This window comes from Cellulomonas sp. P4_D11 (genome assembly GCF_056401915.1).
The window spans coordinates 1-20020 of sequence record NZ_JBFUIK010000047.1; the positions used below are offsets into that span (position 1 = coordinate 1).

22 protein-coding genes, 1 pseudogene and 1 riboswitch are annotated in these 20020 nt (G+C 75.4%); of the genes and pseudogenes, 21 read left to right on the plus strand and 2 right to left on the minus strand.

Going from position 1 to position 20020, the window contains the following annotated elements; translation table 11 throughout:
- Positions 1-1074 (minus strand): annotated as a pseudogene (locus tag AC1DT4_RS18750) (DNA-binding response regulator); the annotation flags it as partial.
- Between the two features lie 182 nt (positions 1075-1256).
- On the opposite strand from AC1DT4_RS18750, the gene mihF reads away from it, so the two are divergent.
- The 18 genes from mihF (at position 1257) to AC1DT4_RS18840 (ending at position 16670) form a co-directional block, all read left to right on the plus strand.
- Entirely contained in the window at positions 1257-1568 is a 312-nt protein-coding gene (gene mihF, locus AC1DT4_RS18755) for an integration host factor, actinobacterial type (protein ID WP_013771131.1), read from the plus strand.
- Positions 1569-1623: 55 nt separating this feature from the next.
- The gene (gene gmk / locus AC1DT4_RS18760) at positions 1624-2193 is read left to right on the plus strand and encodes a guanylate kinase (protein ID WP_477091275.1); all 570 of its coding nucleotides are present in this window, start codon (positions 1624-1626) and stop codon (positions 2191-2193) included.
- Between the two features lie 52 nt (positions 2194-2245).
- Positions 2246-2509: a DNA-directed RNA polymerase subunit omega gene (rpoZ, locus tag AC1DT4_RS18765; RefSeq protein WP_028046344.1), complete on the plus strand. Its 264-nt coding sequence runs from the start codon at positions 2246-2248 to the stop codon at positions 2507-2509.
- A 10-nt stretch (positions 2510-2519) separates the two neighbouring features.
- Entirely contained in the window at positions 2520-3716 is a 1197-nt protein-coding gene (gene coaBC, locus AC1DT4_RS18770) for a bifunctional phosphopantothenoylcysteine decarboxylase/phosphopantothenate--cysteine ligase CoaBC (protein ID WP_477091276.1), read from the plus strand.
- 43 nt (positions 3717-3759) lie between these two features.
- On the plus strand, positions 3760-4962 hold the full coding sequence (gene metK / locus AC1DT4_RS18775; protein ID WP_477091277.1) for a methionine adenosyltransferase: 1203 nt from the start codon (positions 3760-3762) through the stop codon (positions 4960-4962).
- A 94-nt stretch (positions 4963-5056) separates the two neighbouring features.
- Positions 5057-7111 (plus strand): primosomal protein N' family DNA-binding protein, encoded by a 2055-nt coding sequence (locus AC1DT4_RS18780; protein WP_477091293.1) that lies wholly within the window; start codon positions 5057-5059, stop codon positions 7109-7111.
- Positions 7111-7722: an HAD-IA family hydrolase gene (locus AC1DT4_RS18785; RefSeq protein WP_477091278.1), complete on the plus strand. Its 612-nt coding sequence runs from the start codon at positions 7111-7113 to the stop codon at positions 7720-7722. Before AC1DT4_RS18780 ends, AC1DT4_RS18785 begins: the two co-directional genes overlap by 1 nt.
- Before the next feature lie 10 nt (positions 7723-7732).
- Positions 7733-8671: a methionyl-tRNA formyltransferase gene (fmt, locus tag AC1DT4_RS18790; RefSeq protein ID WP_477091279.1), complete on the plus strand. Its 939-nt coding sequence runs from the start codon at positions 7733-7735 to the stop codon at positions 8669-8671.
- Entirely contained in the window at positions 8668-10182 is a 1515-nt protein-coding gene (locus tag AC1DT4_RS18795; RefSeq protein WP_477091280.1) for an RsmB/NOP family class I SAM-dependent RNA methyltransferase, read from the plus strand. Before fmt ends, AC1DT4_RS18795 begins: the two co-directional genes overlap by 4 nt.
- Before the next feature lie 18 nt (positions 10183-10200).
- Positions 10201-10860 (plus strand): ribulose-phosphate 3-epimerase, encoded by a 660-nt coding sequence (gene rpe, locus AC1DT4_RS18800; protein ID WP_477091281.1) that lies wholly within the window; start codon positions 10201-10203, stop codon positions 10858-10860.
- A gap of 64 nt (positions 10861-10924) precedes the next feature.
- Positions 10925-11057: riboswitch (FMN riboswitch) on the plus strand.
- A 76-nt stretch (positions 11058-11133) separates the two neighbouring features.
- Positions 11134-12210, plus strand: coding sequence for a bifunctional diaminohydroxyphosphoribosylaminopyrimidine deaminase/5-amino-6-(5-phosphoribosylamino)uracil reductase RibD (ribD, locus tag AC1DT4_RS18805; protein ID WP_477091282.1), 1077 nt, complete (start codon positions 11134-11136; stop codon positions 12208-12210).
- Positions 12210-12821 (plus strand): riboflavin synthase, encoded by a 612-nt coding sequence (locus AC1DT4_RS18810; RefSeq protein WP_477091283.1) that lies wholly within the window; start codon positions 12210-12212, stop codon positions 12819-12821. The genes ribD and AC1DT4_RS18810 overlap by 1 nt, the downstream gene beginning before the upstream one ends.
- Positions 12818-14185 (plus strand): GTP cyclohydrolase II, encoded by a 1368-nt coding sequence (gene ribA / locus AC1DT4_RS18815; protein ID WP_477091284.1) that lies wholly within the window; start codon positions 12818-12820, stop codon positions 14183-14185. Before AC1DT4_RS18810 ends, ribA begins: the two co-directional genes overlap by 4 nt.
- Positions 14182-14676: a 6,7-dimethyl-8-ribityllumazine synthase gene (gene ribH, locus AC1DT4_RS18820; protein ID WP_477091285.1), complete on the plus strand. Its 495-nt coding sequence runs from the start codon at positions 14182-14184 to the stop codon at positions 14674-14676. The genes ribA and ribH overlap by 4 nt, the downstream gene beginning before the upstream one ends.
- On the plus strand, positions 14673-14936 hold the full coding sequence (locus AC1DT4_RS18825) for a phosphoribosyl-ATP diphosphatase (RefSeq protein WP_056094875.1): 264 nt from the start codon (positions 14673-14675) through the stop codon (positions 14934-14936). Before ribH ends, AC1DT4_RS18825 begins: the two co-directional genes overlap by 4 nt.
- A gap of 11 nt (positions 14937-14947) precedes the next feature.
- On the plus strand, positions 14948-15796 hold the full coding sequence (gene hisG / locus AC1DT4_RS18830) for an ATP phosphoribosyltransferase (protein ID WP_477091286.1): 849 nt from the start codon (positions 14948-14950) through the stop codon (positions 15794-15796).
- 11 nt (positions 15797-15807) lie between these two features.
- Positions 15808-16242, plus strand: coding sequence for a PH domain-containing protein (locus tag AC1DT4_RS18835; protein WP_477091287.1), 435 nt, complete (start codon positions 15808-15810; stop codon positions 16240-16242).
- A 68-nt stretch (positions 16243-16310) separates the two neighbouring features.
- Entirely contained in the window at positions 16311-16670 is a 360-nt protein-coding gene (locus tag AC1DT4_RS18840; RefSeq protein ID WP_477091288.1) for a VOC family protein, read from the plus strand.
- A 7-nt stretch (positions 16671-16677) separates the two neighbouring features.
- Here AC1DT4_RS18840 and AC1DT4_RS18845 read toward each other — a convergent pair whose 3' ends face one another.
- Positions 16678-17784 carry a DUF3866 family protein gene (locus AC1DT4_RS18845; protein ID WP_477091289.1) on the minus strand — a complete coding sequence of 369 codons (1107 nt, stop codon included), beginning with the start codon at positions 17782-17784 and terminating at the stop codon, positions 16678-16680.
- A 34-nt stretch (positions 17785-17818) separates the two neighbouring features.
- Between AC1DT4_RS18845 and AC1DT4_RS18850 the strand changes: the two genes are divergently transcribed.
- The 3 genes from AC1DT4_RS18850 to AC1DT4_RS18860 all read left to right on the plus strand — a co-directional run.
- A complete protein-coding gene (locus AC1DT4_RS18850) occupies positions 17819-18820 on the plus strand; it encodes a helix-turn-helix transcriptional regulator (RefSeq protein WP_477091290.1) in 1002 nt (333 codons plus the stop codon).
- On the plus strand, positions 18813-19775 hold the full coding sequence (locus AC1DT4_RS18855) for a helix-turn-helix transcriptional regulator (RefSeq protein ID WP_477091291.1): 963 nt from the start codon (positions 18813-18815) through the stop codon (positions 19773-19775). The genes AC1DT4_RS18850 and AC1DT4_RS18855 overlap by 8 nt, the downstream gene beginning before the upstream one ends.
- A 2-nt stretch (positions 19776-19777) precedes the next feature.
- Positions 19778-20020: hypothetical protein (locus AC1DT4_RS18860; protein ID WP_477091292.1), on the plus strand; the 243-nt coding region annotated here is incomplete at its 3' end.

Here is a 20020-nt window from a genome sequence, read left to right on the forward strand (position 1 = left end):
GTCGCCGGCCGCGAGCGCCGCCTCGACGGCCGCGGCCAGCAGCGCGGGGGAGGGCGCGGACGACCCGAGCCGGGCCGTGAGCGCGTCGTGCGCCTCCTGCGCACGTCCGAGCGTCGTCCAGACGAGGGCGAGGCCGGGCATCGGGTCGGCACCGGCCTCGTGGGCCGCGCGGTACGCGTCCTGCGCCGCGGTCAGGTCGCCGCGGAGCCGGTGGACCTCGGCCTTCTGGTACCAGGCGTTGCCCAGGTCGGCCTGCCGGGGGTGGGAGAGGGCCTCCACCGCGCCCTCGGCCTCGACCAGCGCGCCGTCCCAGTCGTCCGACTCGAGCAGCACCTGCGAGCGGTGGATGCGGCACGCCCCCCGGAACGGGACGAGCTCGGGCTGCCGCTCGCACCAGGTGTCGAGCGCCTGCGTCCACTCCCGCGCCCGGCGCAGGTCCAGCGCCTCGCGGCACAGGTGGATGACCGCGCAGTACACGATGCCGGCCACCAGGGCCGACGCGCCTCCCGTCGTGACGGCGAGCATGACCTCGTCCAGGGCGGCCAGGCCCGCGGTCGTCTCGCCCACCAGGATGAGGACGTGGCCCTCGCCGAGCCGGGCGAGTGCGCCGAGGTCGCGGTCGCCGACCTCCGTGGCGACAGCCGACGCGAGCCGCGAGCACCGGAGCGCCTCCGCCATGTCGTGCTCGAGCATCGCCTGACGCGCCTGCGGCACCGCGAGGTAGCCGGGGACGACCGAGCCGGGGTGTGCGGCCGCGAGCCGGGCGCCGCGCTCCATCCAGCCGGCGATCGCGGCGACCCGGCCCCGGTTGCCCAGGTTGAGGCATGCCCACAGGGCGCACCTGGCCGCTCGCGCCACCTCGCCGTCGCGCACCAGCGCGTCGAACGCCGCCGCCAGGACGTCGCAGCCCTCGTCGTCGCGACCGCACAGGAGCGCCGCCGACCCCCAGTCGGCCAGATCCACCGGGCCGAGGCCGTGGCGGGCGGCGGCGAGGGCGTACTGGTCGTACGCGCTCGCCCAGCGCCCGTGCGCCGACGCCTCGCGCGCCCGGGTGAGGGCCGTGTCGTCACCCATGTCAGCTCCTCGACCAACGACCGGGCCACCGTAGCGCGTGTGCAGGTCAGGCGCGGGTGCGCACCTTTTGCGTTGATCGTCCGTCCACGTTGCCGTTCACCAGGGGTCTCGCTAGTTTCATTCCAACGGTCCCGCGTAGATGCGTGCTGGATCGCCGGCCCAACGACGAGAAGGTGACGCGCGTGGCTCTCCCTCCGCTGACTCCCGAACAACGAGCGGCAGCGCTCCAGAAGGCCGCCGCCGCCCGGCAGGCCCGCGCTGAGGTCAAGAATCGCCTCAAGTACTCGCAGGGCACGCTCTCCGAGGTGATCGCGCAGGGGCAGAAGGACGAGACGATCGGCAAGCTCAAGGTTCTCGCACTGCTCGAGTCGCTCCCTGGCGTCGGCAAGGTCAAGGCGCGTGCGATCATCTCCGAGATCGGAATCTCCGAGACCCGGCGCGTGCGCGGTCTCGGACCGCACCAGGTGAAGGCTCTCGTCGACCGATTCGGGTGAACAGCTCGAGACGAGGCGGGCCGCGCCGTCCATCTCGAGGAGTACCGCACCACCCATGACGACGACGCCTGCCCGGCTGACCGTTCTCGCCGGACCGACCGCCGTCGGCAAGGGGACGGTGTCCGCCGACGTCCGCTCCCGCTACCCCGAGGTCTGGCTGTCCGTCTCCGCGACGACCCGGTCGCCGCGTCCGGGCGAGGTCGACGGCGTCCACTACCTGTTCGTCTCGGCCGACGAGTTCGACGCGATGGTCGCGCGCGGCGACCTGCTCGAGTGGGCCGTCGTGCACGGGCGGAACCGGTACGGGACGCCGCGCCGACCCGTCGAGGAGCGGCTGGCCGCCGGCAAGCCGGCCCTCCTCGAGATCGACCTGCAGGGCGCGCGGCAGGTGCGGGAGTCCATGCCGGACGCGCACTTCGTGTTCCTCGCGCCGCCGTCGTTCACGGAGCTGGAGCGCCGCCTGGTCGGGCGCGGGACCGAGGACGCCGAGGAGCGTGAACGCCGGTTGGCGACGGCGCGCGTGGAGCTGGCGGCCGAGGCGGAGTTCGACCAGGTGATCGTCAACGACGACGTCCACCGGGCGACCGACGAGCTGGTCCGCGGGATGGGCATCCCGACCAGGTAGGATCACCGTTAGACCCTGCCAGTCCCATCCTCTGCCTCTCTGGGAGATCACCGTGTCCGGAACCGTCGCCGCCCCCACCGGCATCACCGACCCGCCCATCGACCGTCTGCTCGAGCGTGCCGACTCCAAGTACGCGCTCGTCCTGTACTCGGCCAAGCGCGCGCGCCAGATCAACGCGTACTACTCGCAGCTGAACGAGGGCCTGCTCGAGTACGTCGGCCCGCTGGTCGACACCCGTCCGCAGGAGAAGCCGCTGTCCATCGCCATGCGCGAGATCGACGCCGGCCTGCTGACGTCCGAGGCCACGGAGGGCTGACCGCCCCACCATGCGCATCGTCCTCGGCGTCGCGGGCGGGATCGCCGCCTACAAGGCCGTCCTGCTGCTGCGCCTGCTGCGCGAGGACGGCCACGCCGTCCGCGTGGTCCCCACGCGCGCCGCGCTCGAGTTCGTCGGGCGCGCGACGTGGGAGGCCCTGTCCGGCCAGCCGGTGACCACCGACGTCTTCGAGGACGTCGACCAGGTGGCGCACGTCGCGGTCGGCAAGCAGGCCGAGCTCGTCATCGTGGCCCCGGCCACGGCCGACCTGATGGCGCGCGCCGCCGGTGGGCAGGCGGACGACCTGCTCACCGCCACCCTGCTCGTCGCGCGCTGCCCGGTGCTGCTCGCCCCGGCCATGCACACCGAGWTGTGGGAGCACCCCGCCACGGTCGCGAACGTGGCGACGCTGCGCTCCCGCGGCGTCCACGTGCTCGACCCCGCCGCCGGCCGCCTGACCGGCTCGGACACCGGTCCGGGTCGGCTGCCCGAGCCGGAAGAGATCGCCGCCGCGGCCCTCGCGCTGGTCACCGATCGCCCCCGCGACCTGGACGGCCGGCACGTCGTCGTCTCGGCCGGCGGCACCCGGGAACCCCTCGACCCCGTCCGGTTCCTGGGCAACCGCTCGTCGGGCCGCCAGGGTGTCGCGCTGGCCCGCACGGCGTACGCCCRCGGCGCGCGGGTCACGCTCGTCGCCGCGAACATCGACGTCCCGGCCCCGCCGGGGGTCGACGTGGTGCGGGCCGAGACCGGCGCGGAGCTGCGCGACGCCGTCCGCGCGGCGGCCAAGGACGCCGACGTCGTCGTCATGGCGGCCGCGGTCGCCGACTACCGCCCGCGCACCAGCGCGGACGCCAAGATCAAGAAGCACCGCGACGGTGCGCCGACCGTGCTCGAGCTGGTGGAGACCGTCGACATCCTGGCCGAGCTGGCCGCCGACCGGCTGCGGCCGGGCCAGGTGGTGGTGGGCTTCGCCGCGGAGACCGGCGACGCGACCGGCAGCGTGCTCGATCACGGTCGCGCGAAGGCCCTGCGCAAGGGCGCCGACCTGCTGGTGGTGAACGCCGTGGGCGGCGGGCGCGGGTTCGGCAGCGACGCCAACGACGTGACGATCCTCGACGGGACCGGCGCGGTCGTCGCCGAGGCCAGCGGCAGCAAGGACGAGGTCGCGGACGCCGTCTGGGACGCCGTGGTGGCGCGCGGCTGAGATCCGGCCCGCCGCGCCGGGCGCGCCCATTACGCTGTCCGCCATGACTCAGCCCGACCTGCGCCTCTTCACGTCCGAGTCCGTGACCGAGGGGCACCCGGACAAGATCTGCGACCAGATCTCCGACGCGATCCTCGACGCCATCCTGGAGCAGGACCCGCAGGCCCGCGTGGCCGTCGAGACGATGGTGACGACCGGCCTGGTGCACGTGGCCGGCGAGGTCACCACCAGCGCGTACGTCGAGATCCCGCAGATCGTCCGGCAGGTGGTCCGGGGCATCGGCTACACGTCGTCGGCCATCGGGTTCGACGGCGACTCGTGCGGCATCTCGGTGTCGATCGGGCAGCAGTCGCCGGACATCGCGGCGGGCGTGGACAAGGCGATCGAGGTCCGCGAGGACACCTCCGACCTCGACCCGCTGGACGCGCAGGGTGCCGGCGACCAGGGCCTGATGTTCGGCTACGCCAGCGACGACACGCCGACCCTCCTGCCGCTGCCCATCTGGCTCGCGCACCGGCTGGCCGAGCGCCTGACGCTCGTGCGCAAGGAGGGCATCGTGCCGGGGCTCCGGCCCGACGGGAAGACCCAGGTCACCATCGGCTACGACGGCGACCGCGCGGTGCGGCTCGACACCGTCGTCCTGTCGACGCAGCACGACCCGGACGTCCACCTGGAGACGACGTTGCGGCCGGCGATCGCCGAGCACGTCATCGGGCCGGTGATCGCGCAGCTCGACCTCGACGCCTCCGACTACCGCCTGCTCGTGAACCCGACGGGCACGTTCGTGGTCGGCGGCCCGCAGGGCGACGCCGGCCTCACCGGCCGCAAGATCATCGTCGACTCGTACGGCGGCATCGCGCGGCACGGTGGTGGTGCGTTCTCCGGCAAGGACCCGTCGAAGGTCGACCGCTCGGCCGCGTACGCGATGCGCTGGGTGGCCAAGAACATCGTCGCCGCGGGTCTGGCACGCCGCTGCGAGGTGCAGGTCGCCTACGCGATCGGCAAGGCCAACCCGGTCGGCCTCTACGTCGAGACGTTCGGCACCGAGACCGTGCCGGTCGCGCGGCTGACCGCCGCGATCCGCGAGGTCTTCGACCTGCGCCCGGCCGCGATCGTGCGCGACCTCGACCTGCTGCGGCCGATCTACCGCAAGACCGCGGCGTACGGGCACTTCGGCCGCGAGCTGCCCGAGTTCACCTGGGAGCGCACCGACCGCGTGGCGGACCTGCAGTCCGCGGTGGGCTGACGCTGTCCACAGGTCCGTCGCGCGCGCCCCGTCCGGGGTGGGCGGCCGATGGTGTGATGACCACGTGGACGTGACCGGGAGCGGCGAGCAGCTGATGCTCGAGGGCCTGCCGCAGCCGCGGCGCAAGGCCCGTGCGCTGCCCGGTGGCGTCGCCCTGGCCGAGCACCTGCCGGTCGCCCGGGTGTGCGTGGACCTGGTCCCGGCGCACCTCGACCGGGTCTTCGAGTACCTCGTGCCCGCCGCCCTGGCGGACACCGCGGTGCCCGGCGCCCGCGTGAAGGTGCGGTTCGGCGCGCAGGGGGACGTCAACGGCTACGTCCTCGAGCGCGTGGACGAGGCCGAGCACGACGGTGCGCTCGTCCCCGTGCGCAAGGTCGTCTCGGCGGAGCCGGTGCTGACCCCGCAGGTCGCCCGGCTCGCCCGCGCGGTCGCGGACCGGTGGGCCGGCACGCTCAACGACGTGCTGCGCCTCGCGATCCCCGCGCGGCACGCCCGCGTCGAGGCCGAGGTGCCGACGCCGGCCGCCGAACCGCCCGCGCCGTCGCCCTCGGCCACCGCGTGGGCCCCGTACCGTGGCGGCGGGGCCTTCCTCCAGCACGTGACCGCCGGCGGAGCACCGCGTGCGGTGTGGTCCGCGCTGCCCGGCGCGGCGGGGGAGCGGTGGCCCGACGCGATCGCCCAGGCGGTCGCGGCGTGCGTGCTCGGTGGCCGCGGTGCCCTGGTCGTCGTGCCGGACGCCCGGGACATCGACCGCGTCCTGACGGCGCTCGAGGAGGTCGGCGTCCCGCGCTGGACCCCGGGTTCGGTCGGCGGTGCGGTCCGGCTCGCGGCCGACGACGGCCCGGCCGCGCGCTACCGGTCGTTCCTCGCCGCGCTGCGCGGGCACGCGTCCGTCGTCGTCGGGACGCGGGCCTCGGCCTTCGCGCCGGTCACGGACCTCGGCCTCGCGGTGGTCTGGGACGACGGCGACCCGCTGCACGCCGAGCCCCGGACGCCGTACCCGCACGTCCGGGAGGTGCTGGCGCTGCGCTCCGAGCTGGAGGGTTGCGCCCTCCTCGTCGCCGCGCACGGGCGCAGCGTCGAAGCGCAGGCCCTGGTCGAGTCCGGCTGGGCGCGCGAGGTCACGGCGGACCGCGCCACCACGCGCGCGCGGGCGGCCCGCGTGCTCGCGCTGACGTCGGTCGAGCTCGCGCGCGAGGGTCCGGCGGCGGCCGCGCGGCTCCCGGCCCCCGCTTGGAAGACGTTGCGGGACCGGCTCGCGGACGGGCCGGTCCTGGTGCAGGTTCCCCGCGCGGGGTACGTCCCGGTGGTCGCCTGCGGCCGCTGCCGTGCGGCCGCCCTGTGCGGCGTCTGCCACGGCCCGCTCGGCCTGACCACCGCCGACGGCGTCCCGACCTGCGGCTGGTGCGGCCGGCTGGCCACGGACTGGCGATGCACCGAGTGCGGCGCGGGGGCGCTGCGGTCCGTGCGGGTCGGGTCGGAGCGGACCGCCGAGGAGCTGGGCCGGGCGTTCCCGGGCGTCCCCGTCCGGGTCTCGGGCGCGCGCGCCGCCGGAGGCGTGCTGGCGGCGGTCACGGACGTCCCCGCCGTGGTCGTCGCGACGCCGGGAGCCGAGCCCGTGGCACCCGGCGGCTACGCGGCGGCCCTCCTGCTCGACGCCGCCGTGAGCACCGCCGGCGCATCGCTGCGGACCGGCGAGGACGCGCTGCGTCGCTGGCTCGCGGCCGCGGCACTCGTGCGGCCGGCGTCGGAGGGAGGCGTCGTGGTGCTGGTCGGTGACGCCGAGGAGCGGGCCACGCAGGCCCTCGTCCGCTGGGACCCGTCCGGGTACGCCTCGCGCGAGCTGGCCGAGCGCGCGGAGCTCGCGCTGCCGCCGGCCGTGCGGATGGCGGCCGTCACCGGGCCGCGCGACGCCGTCGACACGGTGCTCTCCCGCCTCGAGCTCGCCGGCGCCGAGATCCTGGGCCCCGTCCCCGTGGGGGAGCCGGAGGCGGGCGCGCTCGAGCCGGACGTCCGGGCGATCGTGCGGGTGCCGCGGCCGCAGGGGGCAGCGCTCGCGCGTGGCCTCGCCGCGTCTCTGGCGGTCCGCAGCGCGCGGCGCGAGGGTGGCGCCGTGCGTGTGCAGCTGGACCCGACGGAGCTGGGCTGATGATCGACGCGGTCGTCTTCGACCTGGGAAACGTGCTCGTCCGATGGGATCCGTACCGCCCGTTCGACGGTCGGCTGCCGGCCGCTGAGGTCGAGGCGTTCTTCTCCGACGTCGACTTCATGGCCTTCAACCACCAGCAGGACGCGGGACGGTCGTGGGCGGACGCCCGGGCCGCGCTCGCCGCGACCGACCCCGCGCACCTGCCGGCGCTGGACCTGTACGTCGAGCACTTCGCGGACACGCTCGTCGGCCCGGTCCCGGGGTCGGAGGAGCTGGTCCGCGACCTGCGGGCGCGGGGCGTGCGCCTGCTCGGGCTGACCAACTGGTCGGCGGAGACGTTCCACCTGGCCGAGCCCGCGGCCCCGGCGATCGGGTTGCTGGAGGACGTGCTGGTGTCGGGCGAGGTCGGCCTGGCCAAGCCCGACCCGGGCGTGTTCGCACTGCTCACGCGGCGGTTCGGGCTGGTCCCGGAGCGCACGGTGTTCGCCGACGACTCCGCGACCAACGTCGCTGCGGCCGCGCGGGCTGGGTTCGACGCACTGCTGTTCACGTCCGCGGACGCGCTGCGGGCGGACCTCGCGGCGCGCGGCCTGGTGCTCGGGCGCACCTAGGATCGACGGCATGCGACTGCTCTTCGCCGGAACTCCCGCGGCCGCGGTGCCGTCGCTCGAGGCGCTCCTCGCGTCCCGCCACGAGGTGGTCGCCGTGCTCACCCGTCCCGACGCCCGCTCGGGCCGCGGCCGGTCCTCCGCGCCGAGCGAGATCAAGACCCGCGCGCTGGAGGCCGGGCTCGAGGTCCTCACGCCGCAGCGCCCCCGGGACGAGGACTTCCAGGCCCGGTTGGCGGAGCTCGCGGTCGACGCGGCGCCGGTCGTCGCCTACGGCGCGCTGATCCCGCCGGCGCTGCTCGACGAGCCGGTGCACGGCTGGGTCAACCTGCACTTCTCGGTGCTGCCCGCCTGGCGCGGCGCCGCGCCGGTCCAGCACGCGATCATCGCCGGCGACGAGGTCACGGGCGCGTCGACGTTCCGCCTCGAGGCCGGGCTGGACACCGGGCCCGTGTTCGGGTTCCTCACCGAGACGATCAGGCCCCGCGACACCTCCGGTGACCTGCTGGGCCGTCTCGCGGTGGCCGGGGCCGACCTGCTGGTGCGGACCCTGGACGCCCTCGAGGACGGGATCCTCAGCCCGGTCGAGCAGTCGACCGACGGGGTCAGCCTGGCCCCCAAGATCGAGGTCGACGACGCCCGCGTGCGCTGGTCGCACCCCGCGCACGCGGTCGACCGGCGGGTCCGCGGGTGCACGCCGGCGCCCGGCGCGTGGACCACGCTGCCCGACGGCTCGCGGCTCGGCCTCGCACCGGTGCAGCTCGCGCCCGACGTCACCGAGCTGGCCCCCGGGCACCTGCTCGTGGGCAAGAAAGAGGTGCTCGTCGGGACCGGCGGGCACGCGGTGCGCCTGACCGAGGTGACCCCGCAGGGCAAGCGCGCGATGGCGGCGGCGGACTGGGCCCGCGGCGCCCGGCTCGGCGCCGACACCGTGCTCGGCGGTGCCGCGTGAGCCCGACGGACGACCGCCGCGACCCGCAGGGCCGCCAGCGCGGGGCGGCCCGGTCGCAGGGCCGGACGCAACGGTCCGCGGCCGCTCCGTCGCAGCGCCGCCGGGGCAGCGACCCGGCCCGGACCGCCGCGTACGACGTCCTGCGCGCCGTCGCGGGCACCGACTCGTACGCGAACCTCGTCCTGCCGCCGCTGCTGCGCGAGCGCCGGATCACCGGGCGCGACGCGGCGTTCGCCACCGAGCTCGCCTACGGCACGCTCCGCCTGCAGGGCCGGTACGACGCGATCATCGCGCAGGCGGCCTCCCGGGCGGTCGACACCATCGACGCCCCCGCCCTCGACGTCCTGCGGCTCGGCGTGCACCAGCTGCTCGGCATGCGCGTCCCGGCCCACGCCGCGGTCTCGGAGACGGTCGGCCTCGCCCGCGAGCAGCTGGGCACCGGGCCGTCCCAGTTCGTCAACGCCGTCCTGCGCGCGGTGGGGCGCGAGACACCGGAGGCCTGGGACCAGCGGATCGCCGACGCCGTCGGCGACGACGAGCTCGCCCGGCTCGCGGTCGTCGAGAGCCACCCGCTGTGGGTGGTCCGCGCGCTGCGCGAGGCGCTCGTGGGCAACGGGCGGTCCGCCGACGAGATCGGCGCGCTGCTCGCGGCGGACAACGTCGCGCCCCGGGTGACCATCGTCGCGCGACCCGGGCTGGCGTCCCCGGACGAGGTGGTCGACGACGCCGGGGACGAGGTCGGCCGGGTGGGCACCCTCGCACCGACGGCCGTCGTCCTGTCCGGCGGCGACCCCGCGGCCCTCCCGAGCGTCCGCGACGGCCGCGCCGGCGTGCAGGACGAGGGCAGCCAGCTCGTCGCGCTCGCGCTCACGGAGGCCCCGCTGGACGGCCCCGACGAGCGGTGGCTCGACCTGTGCGCCGGGCCGGGCGGCAAGGCGGCTCTGCTCGCGGCGGTGGCGGGGGAGCGCGGGGCGCGGATCGTCGCCAACGAGGTCCAGCCCCACCGCACCCGACTGGTCGAGCAGGCGCTGCGCGCGGTACCCGCCGATGCGGTCGAGGACGTCCGCACGGGTGACGGGCGCACGGTCGGGACCGACGAGCCGGGCGCGTACGACCGCGTGATGGTGGACGCGCCGTGCACCGGTCTCGGGGCGCTGCGTCGTCGGCCCGAGGCGCGCTGGCGACGGACGCCCGCGGACCTGGCCGGGCTCAGCGCGCTGCAGCGGGACCTCCTGGTCTCGGCGCTGCGGGCGGTGCGCCCCGGCGGAGTCGTCGCCTACGTCACGTGCTCGCCGCACCTCGTCGAGACGCAGCTCGTCGTCAAGGACGCCCTGCGGGCCGCGGGGCGTGCGGGTCTGGAGATCGAGACCCTCGACGCCCGCTCGGTCGTCCGCGGGATCGCGCCCGGGGGGCAGGTCGAGCTCGACGACGACCGGACGGACGTGCAGCTGTGGCCGCACGTGCACGGCACCGACGCGATGCACCTCACGCTCCTCCGTCGGACCGGCTGAGGCCTCTACGCTGGCCGGGTGCCTGCGCTGATCAACCCGAGCATCCTGTCCGCCGACTTCGCCAACCTCGAGCGTGACCTCCAGGCGATCGCGACCGCCGACTACGTGCACGTGGACGTCATGGACAACCACTTCGTGCCCAACCTCACCCTGGGCCTGCCCGTCGTGCAGCGGATCGCCGAGGTGTCGCCCGTCCCGCTCGACCTGCACCTCATGATCGAGGACGCCGACCGGTGGGCGCCGGAGTACGCCGCCGTGGGCGCCGCCTCCGTGACCTTCCACGCCGAGGCGACGCAGGCGCCCGTGCGGCTCGCGCGCGAGCTCCGCGCCCGCGGGGTCCGGGCCGGGATCGCGTTGCGGCCGGCGTCGCCCGTCGAGCCGCTGCTCGACCTCCTGCCCGAGTTCGACATGCTCCTCGTGATGACCGTCGAGCCGGGCTTCGGGGGACAGTCGTTCATCGAGGGCATGCTGCCCAAGATCCGGCGCGCGCGTGCCGCCCTGGACGCGTCCGGCGGGGACACCTGGATCCAGGTGGACGGGGGAGTCGCGCGCGACACCATCGGCAGGATCGCCGCGGCGGGCGCCAACGTGTTCGTGGCCGGCTCCGCGGTCTACGGTGCGCCCGACATCGCCGCCGAGATCGCCGCCCTGCGGGGCCTGGCGGACGAGGGCGCCTGACCGGCGGGACGGCCCAGCGGGAATGTGCTGTGTGGCATGATCGTTGGCGCAGTACGAACACACACACGTGCTCCGGGGTCGGTGTAATTCCGAGCCGGCGGTGACAGTCCGCGACCCGCTCGGTCCGCAAGGATCGGGCGGTTGACCTGGTGGAACTCCAGGACCGACGGTGAAAGTCCGGATGGGAGGATCACGTGGCGGCGCCTGTGCGCCGTGGCTGCGGGACCCTTCCTGCCGCCCTCACCCCGGAGCGATCGCGCCCGGAGGTGATGCATGGCCCGCACCGAGACCGGTGTGCGCGTGCCCTCCGAGACCGACGCCATGCGGCGGGCGCTCGACCTCGCGCGGCGGGGTCCGGCGAACGGTCCCAACCCCCGCGTCGGCGCCGTCCTGCTCGGCCCGTCCGGTGAGCTGCTCGGGGAGGGCTGGCACCGGGGAGCCGGGACGCCGCACGCCGAGGTCGCCGCGCTGGCGGACGCCGCCGGGCGGGGCCGGTCCGTGCGCGGCGCCACCGCTGTCGTCACCCTCGAGCCCTGCAACCACACCGGCCGTACCGGCCCGTGCTCGGAGGCGCTGATCGCCGCCGGCGTCGCGCGCGTGGTCGTGTCCGTGTCCGACCCCAACCCCGTCGCGGCCGGCGGTGCCGAGCGCCTGCGCGGCGCCGGGGTGCAGGTCGAGACCGGCCTGCTGGCCGACGAGGGCCGGGCGCTGCTGGGTGCCTGGCTCCCGTCCGTGGAGCGCGGGCGGCCCTTCGTCACCCTGAAGATCGCGACGTCGCTCGACGGCCGCATCGCCGCGGCCGACGGCTCCAGCCGCTGGATCACGTCGGACGTCTCGCGGCACCACGCGCACGACCTGCGCGCCGAGGTCGACGCGATCGCCGTCGGCACCGGCACCGCGCTCGTCGACGACCCGTCGCTGACCGCGCGGAACGCCGCGGGCGAGCTGCACGGGCACCAGCCGCTACGCGTCGTCGTCGGCCACCGCGACCTGCCGGCCGACGCCCGGCTGCACGGCCCGGGCGGGGAGCTGGTCCACGTGCGGACGCACGACCCCGCCGAGGTGCTGGCCGAGCTCGCCGCGCGCGAGGTCAGGCACCTGCTCGTCGAGGGCGGGCCCACGCTCGCGGCCGCGTTCCTGCGCACTGGGCTCGTCGACGAGGTGCACGCCTACGTCGCGCCCGTCCTGCTCGGCTCCGGCCCGTCCGCCCTGGCCGACCTCGGTGTCACCACCATCGGCGACGCCCTGCGTCTCACCACCCGATCCGTCATCCCGCTCGGTCCCGACGTCCTTGTCGTCGCGACCGTCGACCCGCCACACGCACCGCACAGCAGCACGGAGGAGCACTGATGTTCACCGGAATCGTCGAGGAGATCGGCACCGTCGAGGAGATCGAGCACGGTCCGGACGGGACCGACGCGCGCCTGCGCGTCCGCGGCCCGCTGGTCGTGTCGGACGCCCACCTGGGCGACTCGATCAGCGTCTCGGGCGTCTGCCTCACCGTCACCGAGCTGCCCGGCGACGGGACGTTCTTCGCCGACGTCATGCCGGAGACCCTGCGACGCAGCGCGCTGGAGGACGTCGGGGTGTCGAGCCCGGTCAACCTGGAGCGCGCGCTGGCGGTCGGCGGCCGGTACGGCGGGCACGTCGTGCAGGGGCACGTCGACGGCGTCGGCACGATCCTCAGCCGGTCGCCCGGACCGCGGTGGGACGACGTCGAGATCGGCCTGGCGCCGGAGCTCGCGCGGTACGTCGCCGAGAAGGGCTCCATCGCCGTGTCGGGCATCTCCCTGACCGTGACGCACGTGACCGACGAGTCGTTCGGCGTCTCCCTCATCCCGACCACGCTCGAGGCGACGACCCTCGGCACGCTCGCGCCCGGCGCACGGGTCAACCTGGAGGTCGACGTGCTGGCCAAGTACACCGAACGGCTGCTCTCGACGGCGGGGGTCCTGCGATGACCCCGCCGGCCGGGGTGAAGGTGGGCACGATCGAGCAGGCCCTCGACGCGCTGCGCGCCGGGCGTCCGGTGCTCGTCGCCGACTCGCCGGACCGCGAGAACGAGGCGGACGTCATCCTCGCCGCGCAGTCGGCGACGCCCGAGTGGATCGCCTGGACCATCCGGCACTCGTCCGGGTACCTCTGCGCGCCCATGCCGGCGTCGCGGGCCGACGCGCTCGACCTGCCGCTGATGGTGCCGCACAGCCAGGACCCCCGCCGGACCGCGTACACGGTCACGGTGGACGCGGCGACGGGCGTGACGACGGGCATCTCGGCGTCGGACCGGGCCCGCACGCTGCGGGTGCTGGCGGACCCAGCCTCGGGCCGCGAGGACCTCATCCGCCCGGGTCACGTGCTCCCGCTGCGGGCCGTGCCGGGCGGCGTGCTGCACCGCGCCGGCCACACCGAGGCCGCGGTCGACCTCTGCCGCCTCGCGGGGCTGGAGCCCGTCGGCGCGATCGCGGAGCTGGTCAACGACGACGGCACGATGACGCGCCTCGACGTGGCGTCCGCGCTGGCCGAGGCCGAGGGGCTGGTGCTGCTCACCATCGAGGACATCGTCGCGTGGCGCACCGAGCACGGCGACGACGTCACCGCCGAGGTGGCCGTCGCCGCCCCGCCGAAGGAGCGCGTGCACGCGACGCACACCGCGTACCTGCCGACGAAGCACGGCGACTTCCGCATCCACGGCTACCGCGACCTGCGCACGGGCGCCGAGCACGTCGCGCTCGTGCCCACCGCGGGGCTCGCCGCCGAGCCGGTCGTGCGCGTGCACTCCGAGTGCCTCACGGGCGACGCGTTCGGGTCCGCGCGCTGCGACTGCGGTCCCCAGCTGGACGCCGCGCTCGAGCTGGCCGCCGAGCAGGGCGGCGCTGTCGTCTACCTGCGCGGGCACGAGGGCCGCGGGATCGGGCTCCTGGCCAAGGTCGCCGCGTACGCGCTGCAGGACCAGGGGCGGGACACGGTGGAGGCCAACCTGGACCTCGGCTGGCCGGCCGACCGGCGCGAGTACGGCGCCGCGGCCGCGATCCTCACGGACCTCGGCGTGCAGCGCGTCAGCCTGCTGACCAACAACCCGGCGAAGGTGGCCGGACTGCGTGCCCACGGGATCGACGTCGTGGAGATCCGCAGCCTCGAGGTGGGCCGCACGCCGCAGAACGAGGCCTACCTGCGCACCAAGGCGACGTCGATGGGGCACCTGCTCCACCTGCCGCCCGGCACCGAGCGGGAGCCGATCCCCGTCTCGCCGGTGCACGCCACGCCGGCGACGCCCGGCGCGGACCACGACGACCACGCGTTCGAGAACCTGGAGGACCTGGCATGAGCGGCGCTGGAGCACCCACCCTCTCCGTCGACGGGACCGGCCTGAAGGTCGTCGTCGTCGCGGCGAGCTGGCACACGGTCGTCATGGACGGCCTGCTGGCCGGCGCGCGGCGCGCGCTGGAGGCCGCGCACGTCGAGGACGTGACGGTCGTGCGCGTTCCCGGCACGTTCGAGCTCCCGGTCGCGGCCCAGGTCGCCGCCGCGGGCGGTGCCGACGCCGTCGTGGCGCTCGGCGTCGTGATCCGCGGGGGCACGCCGCACTTCGAGTACGTCTGCCAGGGGGCCACCCTCGGGCTCACCGACGTCGGGATCCGCACGGGCGTGCCCGTCGGGTTCGGCGTGCTCACCTGCGACAACGAGGAGCAGGCGCTCGACCGTGCCGGGCTCGAGGGCTCCCACGAGGACAAGGGCGCCGAGGCCGCGGAGGCCGCCGTCGCGACCGTGGTCGCGCTGCGCGCCCTCAGGCCGGTGCCGTCTAGAGTGCCCGCGTGAAGACCTTCGACACCCTGTTCGCCGAGCTCTCGGAGAAGGCCGCGACCCGCCCGGCGGGCTCCGGCACGGTCGCGGAGCTGGACACGGGCGTGCACGGCATCGGCAAGAAGGTCGTCGAGGAGGCCGCCGAGGTCTGGATGGCGGCCGAGCACGAGTCCGACGAGCGGACCGCCGAGGAGATCTCGCAGCTCCTGTACCACCTCCAGGTGTTGATGATCGCGCGCGGGCTGACCCTCGCCGACGTGTACACCCACCTCTGAGAGGAACGACCGTGCTGAGGATCGCCGTCCCGAACAAGGGCTCCCTGTCGGAGCCCGCCTCCGAGATGCTCAAGGAGGCCGGGTACCGCCAGCGCCGCGACTCCCGCGAGCTGGTGCTGCCCGACCCGGACAACGACGTCGAGTTCTTCTTCCTGCGCCCCCGGGACATCGCGGTGTACGTCGGTGCCGGCACCGTCGACGTCGGCATCACCGGCCGCGACCTCATGCTCGACTCCGAGTCCGCGGCCGTGGAGCACCTGCCCCTCGGGTTCGCGCGCTCGACGTTCCGGTTCGCCGGCACGGCGGGGGAGTGGACCGACGTCGCGCAGGTGGGCGGCCGGCGCGTCGCGACCTCCTACCCGGTGCTCGTGCGGTCGTACCTGCGCTCGCTCGGCATCGAGCCGGCCGGCGTGGTCCGCCTGGACGGCGCCGTCGAGTCCGCCATCCGGCTCGGCGTCGCGGACGTGATCGCGGACGTCGTCGAGACCGGCACGACCCTGCGCGCGGCAGGGCTGGAGATCTTCGCGGACCCGATCCTGCGGTCCGAGGCCGTGCTCGTGCGTCGCTCCGACGGCGAGGAGCCGGCAGGACTCGACGTGCTCACACGGCGGATCCAGGGCGTCCTGACCGCCCGCGAGTACGTGCTCATGGACTACGACGTGCCGCTCAGCCTCGTGGACCGGGCCGTCGCGATCACCCCGGGCCTCGAGTCGCCGACCGTCTCGCCGCTGCACAACCGCGACTGGGCGGCCGTGCGGGCGATGGTCCGCCGCGACCAGACCAACCGGGTCATGGACTCCCTGTACGACATCGGTGCGCGTGCGATCCTCGTGACGTCGATCCACGCGTGCCGGCTCTGAGCGGAGCGGCCGTGGACGAGCTCACGGCGCCGTTCCGGCCGCGGTTCGCGCGCGTCGTCACCCTCGTGATGGCGGTCGTCGTCGTCGGCCTGACCATCGCGATCATGCTGGCACTGTCGATCCTCACGGCGGGCGACCGGCTCGGGTTCGCGATCGTCGGGGGCCTCATCGCCGGGTTCCTCTGGCGGCAGGCCTCGGTGGTCGCGCGCGTCGACGACGAAGGGCTCACCGTCCGGAACCTCGTGTTCACGCGCCGGCTGGAGTGGGCCGAGATCGTGTCCGTCCGCTTCGGGTCGGGCCGGCCGTGGGTGCAGCTGGACCTGGCCGACGGCGACACCCTCGCCGTCATGGGGATCCAGCGGGCCGACGGAGCGTTCGCGGAGTCCGAGGCCCGCCGCCTGGCGACGCTGGTCGCGCTGCACACGACGACGCAGCGGGACGACTGACGGCGCGAGTAGGTTGCCTGTGACCGCACTCCACGGTCGGCGCGATCGAGGTTCCGGAAGGTGAGTCGATGCCCACGCTGCGCCACGGCAAGGTCTGCCACGTCGAGCTCCCGGCGGACGACCCGCGGAAGGCCGCCGAGTTCTACTCGCGGGTCTTCGACTGGGTCGTTCGCGAGCAGCGCGACACGTACTACTTCGAGGACCCGACCGGCGAGGTCAGCGGCCACTGGGTGCCGAACCGCGCGTCGACGCCTCCGGGGCTGCTGGTCTACCTCTGGGTCGACGACGTCGCCGAGACGCTCGAGCGGGTGCTCGACGAGGGCTGCGCGCTGGTCCAGCCGATCGGCGGTGACCCGGGCGAAGTGACGGCGCGCTTCCGCGACCCGGGCGGCAACGTCGTCGGGCTCTACCAGGAGCCGGCTCAGTAGGCGGGCACTACAGGCCCGCGGCGTGGACGCCCGCGACCGCGGCGGCGAGGAACGCCGCGGGGTCCTGGTCCAGCCCGCGCCCCATGGTGGAGAGCCGGACAGGCGTGGCCGCGAGCGCGGCGAGCAGGTCGTCCCCGGCCGGCACCTCGACCAGGTGGTGCCGCGCGGCGAGCGCGCCGGCCTGGTCGCGGACGCGGGCACCGAGCTCCCCGTCGAGCAGCGGCACGACGACGTCGGCCCGGGCGATCGCGACCCGGCCGTAGGCCGTCAGTGAGTGGTGGGAGATCCCGAGATGCCTCTCGCGCGCGTCCGCGCCCGACACCCGCAACGAGGCGACCGGGCGCCCGCCCAGCACCGCGGCGGCGTTGACCGCCTCGCCCGCTGCGACACCGGAGAACCCCCACCGCGTGCCGGTCCCGAGGTTCCCCGGGCCCTGGGCCACGACGACGAGGTCGGCCCCGACGACGTGCCGGGCGGCCAGCAGGCCGGTGTGCACGGTGACGGCCTCGAGGTCGCCCCCGAACGACTGCCCCGTGGTCACGCACGCCTCGATCCATCCGGCGGACCGCAGGCCGGCGACCGTCCGGGAGAACCACGCCGGCAGCGCCCCGCCGTCCGTCATGACGTAGGCGACCCGCGGCGCCGTCCGACCGGCCCGCGATGCGGCGAACCGGGCGCCGGCGACGATCGCGGGCAGCGCCGAGTGCAGGTCGGCGACGACGACCGGCAGCCCACCGAGGTCGTCGGCCTCGCGCAGGAGCTCGTGGTGCGAGGACTCCTGGTCGTCGACCCCCAGGACCATCGCCTGCAGCGGCGTGTAGCGGGCCTTCACCAGGTGGCCGGGGCCGTCGGGCGGGTCGGCGGGCGGCCGGTCCGGCAGCGCGATGACCAGCGCGTAGCCGCCGGTGCCCAGCCCGCGGGCCAGCGCCGAGACGTTGAGCAGCACGCGGTCGCCGATCTCGGGGCTGCCGACGAGGGCCGGGAAGGCCAGCGCGCGGACCGTGTCGCCGGCGGTCGCGGTGCCCACGGGCGCCTCGAGCTCCACCGTCACCTCGGCGGCGCCGGGCCACGTGGCCCCGAGCGACACCACGACACCCGCACGCCACGTGATCACGCGACCACGCTACCGGCCACTACGGTGGTCCCCGATGGCCGCCCAGATCGCCCCCGCCGAACGCCTGCTCAATCTCGTCATCGCCCTGGTCAACACCGCGGGCCGCATGACGAAGGAGCAGGTGCGCGCGAGCGTCGCCGGGTACCAGGAAGCACCGTCCGACGACGCCTTCGAGCGGATGTTCGAGCGCGACAAGGACACCCTGCGGGACCTCGGCATCCCGATCCTCACGGTCACGGACGCCGGGCACGGTGACGACATCGGCTACCGCGTCGACCTCGACGCCTACGCCCTGCCGCCCCTGGACCTCACCGCGGCCGAGCTGGGCGTGCTCGCCATGGCCGCGCAGGTCTGGCAGGACCAGTCGGTGCGCGCGGACACCACCCGCGCGCTGACCAAGCTGCGCGCCGTCGGCGACGCACCCGAGTCGACGGACCTCGTGGCCGGCCTGGCGCCGCGGGTGCGGGCGGGCGGCGGGGCGTTCGGCCCGCTCGTCGACGCCGTGCAGGCGCGCCAGGCGGTGCGCTTCACCTACCGGGCCGCCGCGACCGGCGAGGTGCGCGAGCGGACGGTCGAGCCGTGGAAGCTGCTCGCCCGGCGCGGGGGCTGGGTGCTCGTCGGCCGCGACCGCGACCGCGGGGCGAGCCGCTCGTTCCGGCTGAGCCGCGTGGAGGGTGTCGTGCGGACGGTCGGCGAGCCCGGGTCGTTCACTGCCCCCAGCGCCGAGGAGCTCGCCGAGTCGCTGCAGACGTGGGGGAGCGGCCCCGAGCGGATCGCGACGCTCGCGATCCTGCCGGAGCGCGCGAGCGCCGCGCGGGCGCGTGCCGTGCCGGCACCCCCCGACGAGCCCGTGCGCACGCTCGCCCACCGCGACATCGTGCACGTGCCGTTCCGCGCCGAGTGGGAGCTCGCGGAGGAGCTCGTCGGCTACGGCGACGCCGTCGTCGTCCTCGCGCCGCCCGGGCTGCGGGGCTCGGTCCTGCACATGCTGCGGACGGCCGCGACCCTCGACCAGGAGGTGCGGACCGATGGCTGAGCGCGCGAGCGACCGGCTCCTGCGGATGCTCGGGATGATCACGTACCTGGACCGCCACGACGACGTCTCGGTCGAGGCGATCGCGTCGCAGTTCGGCGTGAGCGCCCGGCAGGTGATGGACGACATCGACACCCTGTGGGTGACCGGCACGCCCGGCTACTACCCGCACGACCTCATCGACTTCGACGCCGCCTCCTACGAGCAGGGCGTCGTCCGGCTCACGGAGTCCCGCGGGATGACCCGGCCGCTGCGGCTGGGGGCGCGCGAGGCCGTCGCGCTCGTCGCCGCGCTGCGAGCCGTCGATGCGGCCCTCGGCGACGCGCTGGACCCCGAGCGGGCCGCGGTCCTGCGCTCGGCCCTGGACAAGCTCACCGCCGCGACCGGTGACGCGGCCGCCGCCGTCGACGTCCAGCTCGCGGTCGACGCCGCGCCGGACGTCGCCGCCGCGGTCGCCACGGCGCTGCGGCACGGCCGCCGGCTGCACCTGCGCTACGTGAACGCCTCGGACGTCGCGACGGAGCGCGACGTCGACCCGATCCGGCTCGTCGCCGACGACGAGCGCTCCTACCTTCTCGGCTGGTGCCTGCTGGTCGACGGGGAGCGGCTGTTCCGCGTGGACCGGGTGCTCGCCGCCTCGGTGCTGGACACCCCGACCGTCGACCACCAGGTGCCCGAGGGGGCCGACGTCTTCTCGCCGGGCGCCGAGGGCGAGCTGGTGACGCTGCACCTGACCAGCCGCGCCCGCTGGGTGGTCGAGACGACGCCCGTCGACGCCGTGCGTAACCTGGAGGACGGCTCGTTCGAGGTCGACCTCCGGGTCGTGCAGCCCGCGTGGCTGCGCCACCTGGTGCTCCAGGTCGCCGACGACGTGATCGAGGTCCGGCCGGCCCGGATCGCGCAGGAGGTCGCGGCCTCGGCGCGGGCCGCCCTGCGCGCGTACGAGGAGGTGGGCTGACGGTGCTGTGGTTCTCGGTCTGGACCGTCCTCGTCCTGGCGACCCTTGGCGGCGCGTTCCTGCTCGGGCGCCGGCTGTGGCGGTCGGGCCTCGCGCTCGGCCGTGAGCTCTCCCGCGCCGCCGACGTCGCCTCGCAGCTGGCGGACCGGGTGGACGAGCTCCAGGCGGCGCGCGGCGCGGTGGACACGGGGCCGACGCTCTTCGCGGACCCCGAGCCGTTGCGCGCCCGCGTCGCCGAGCTGCGG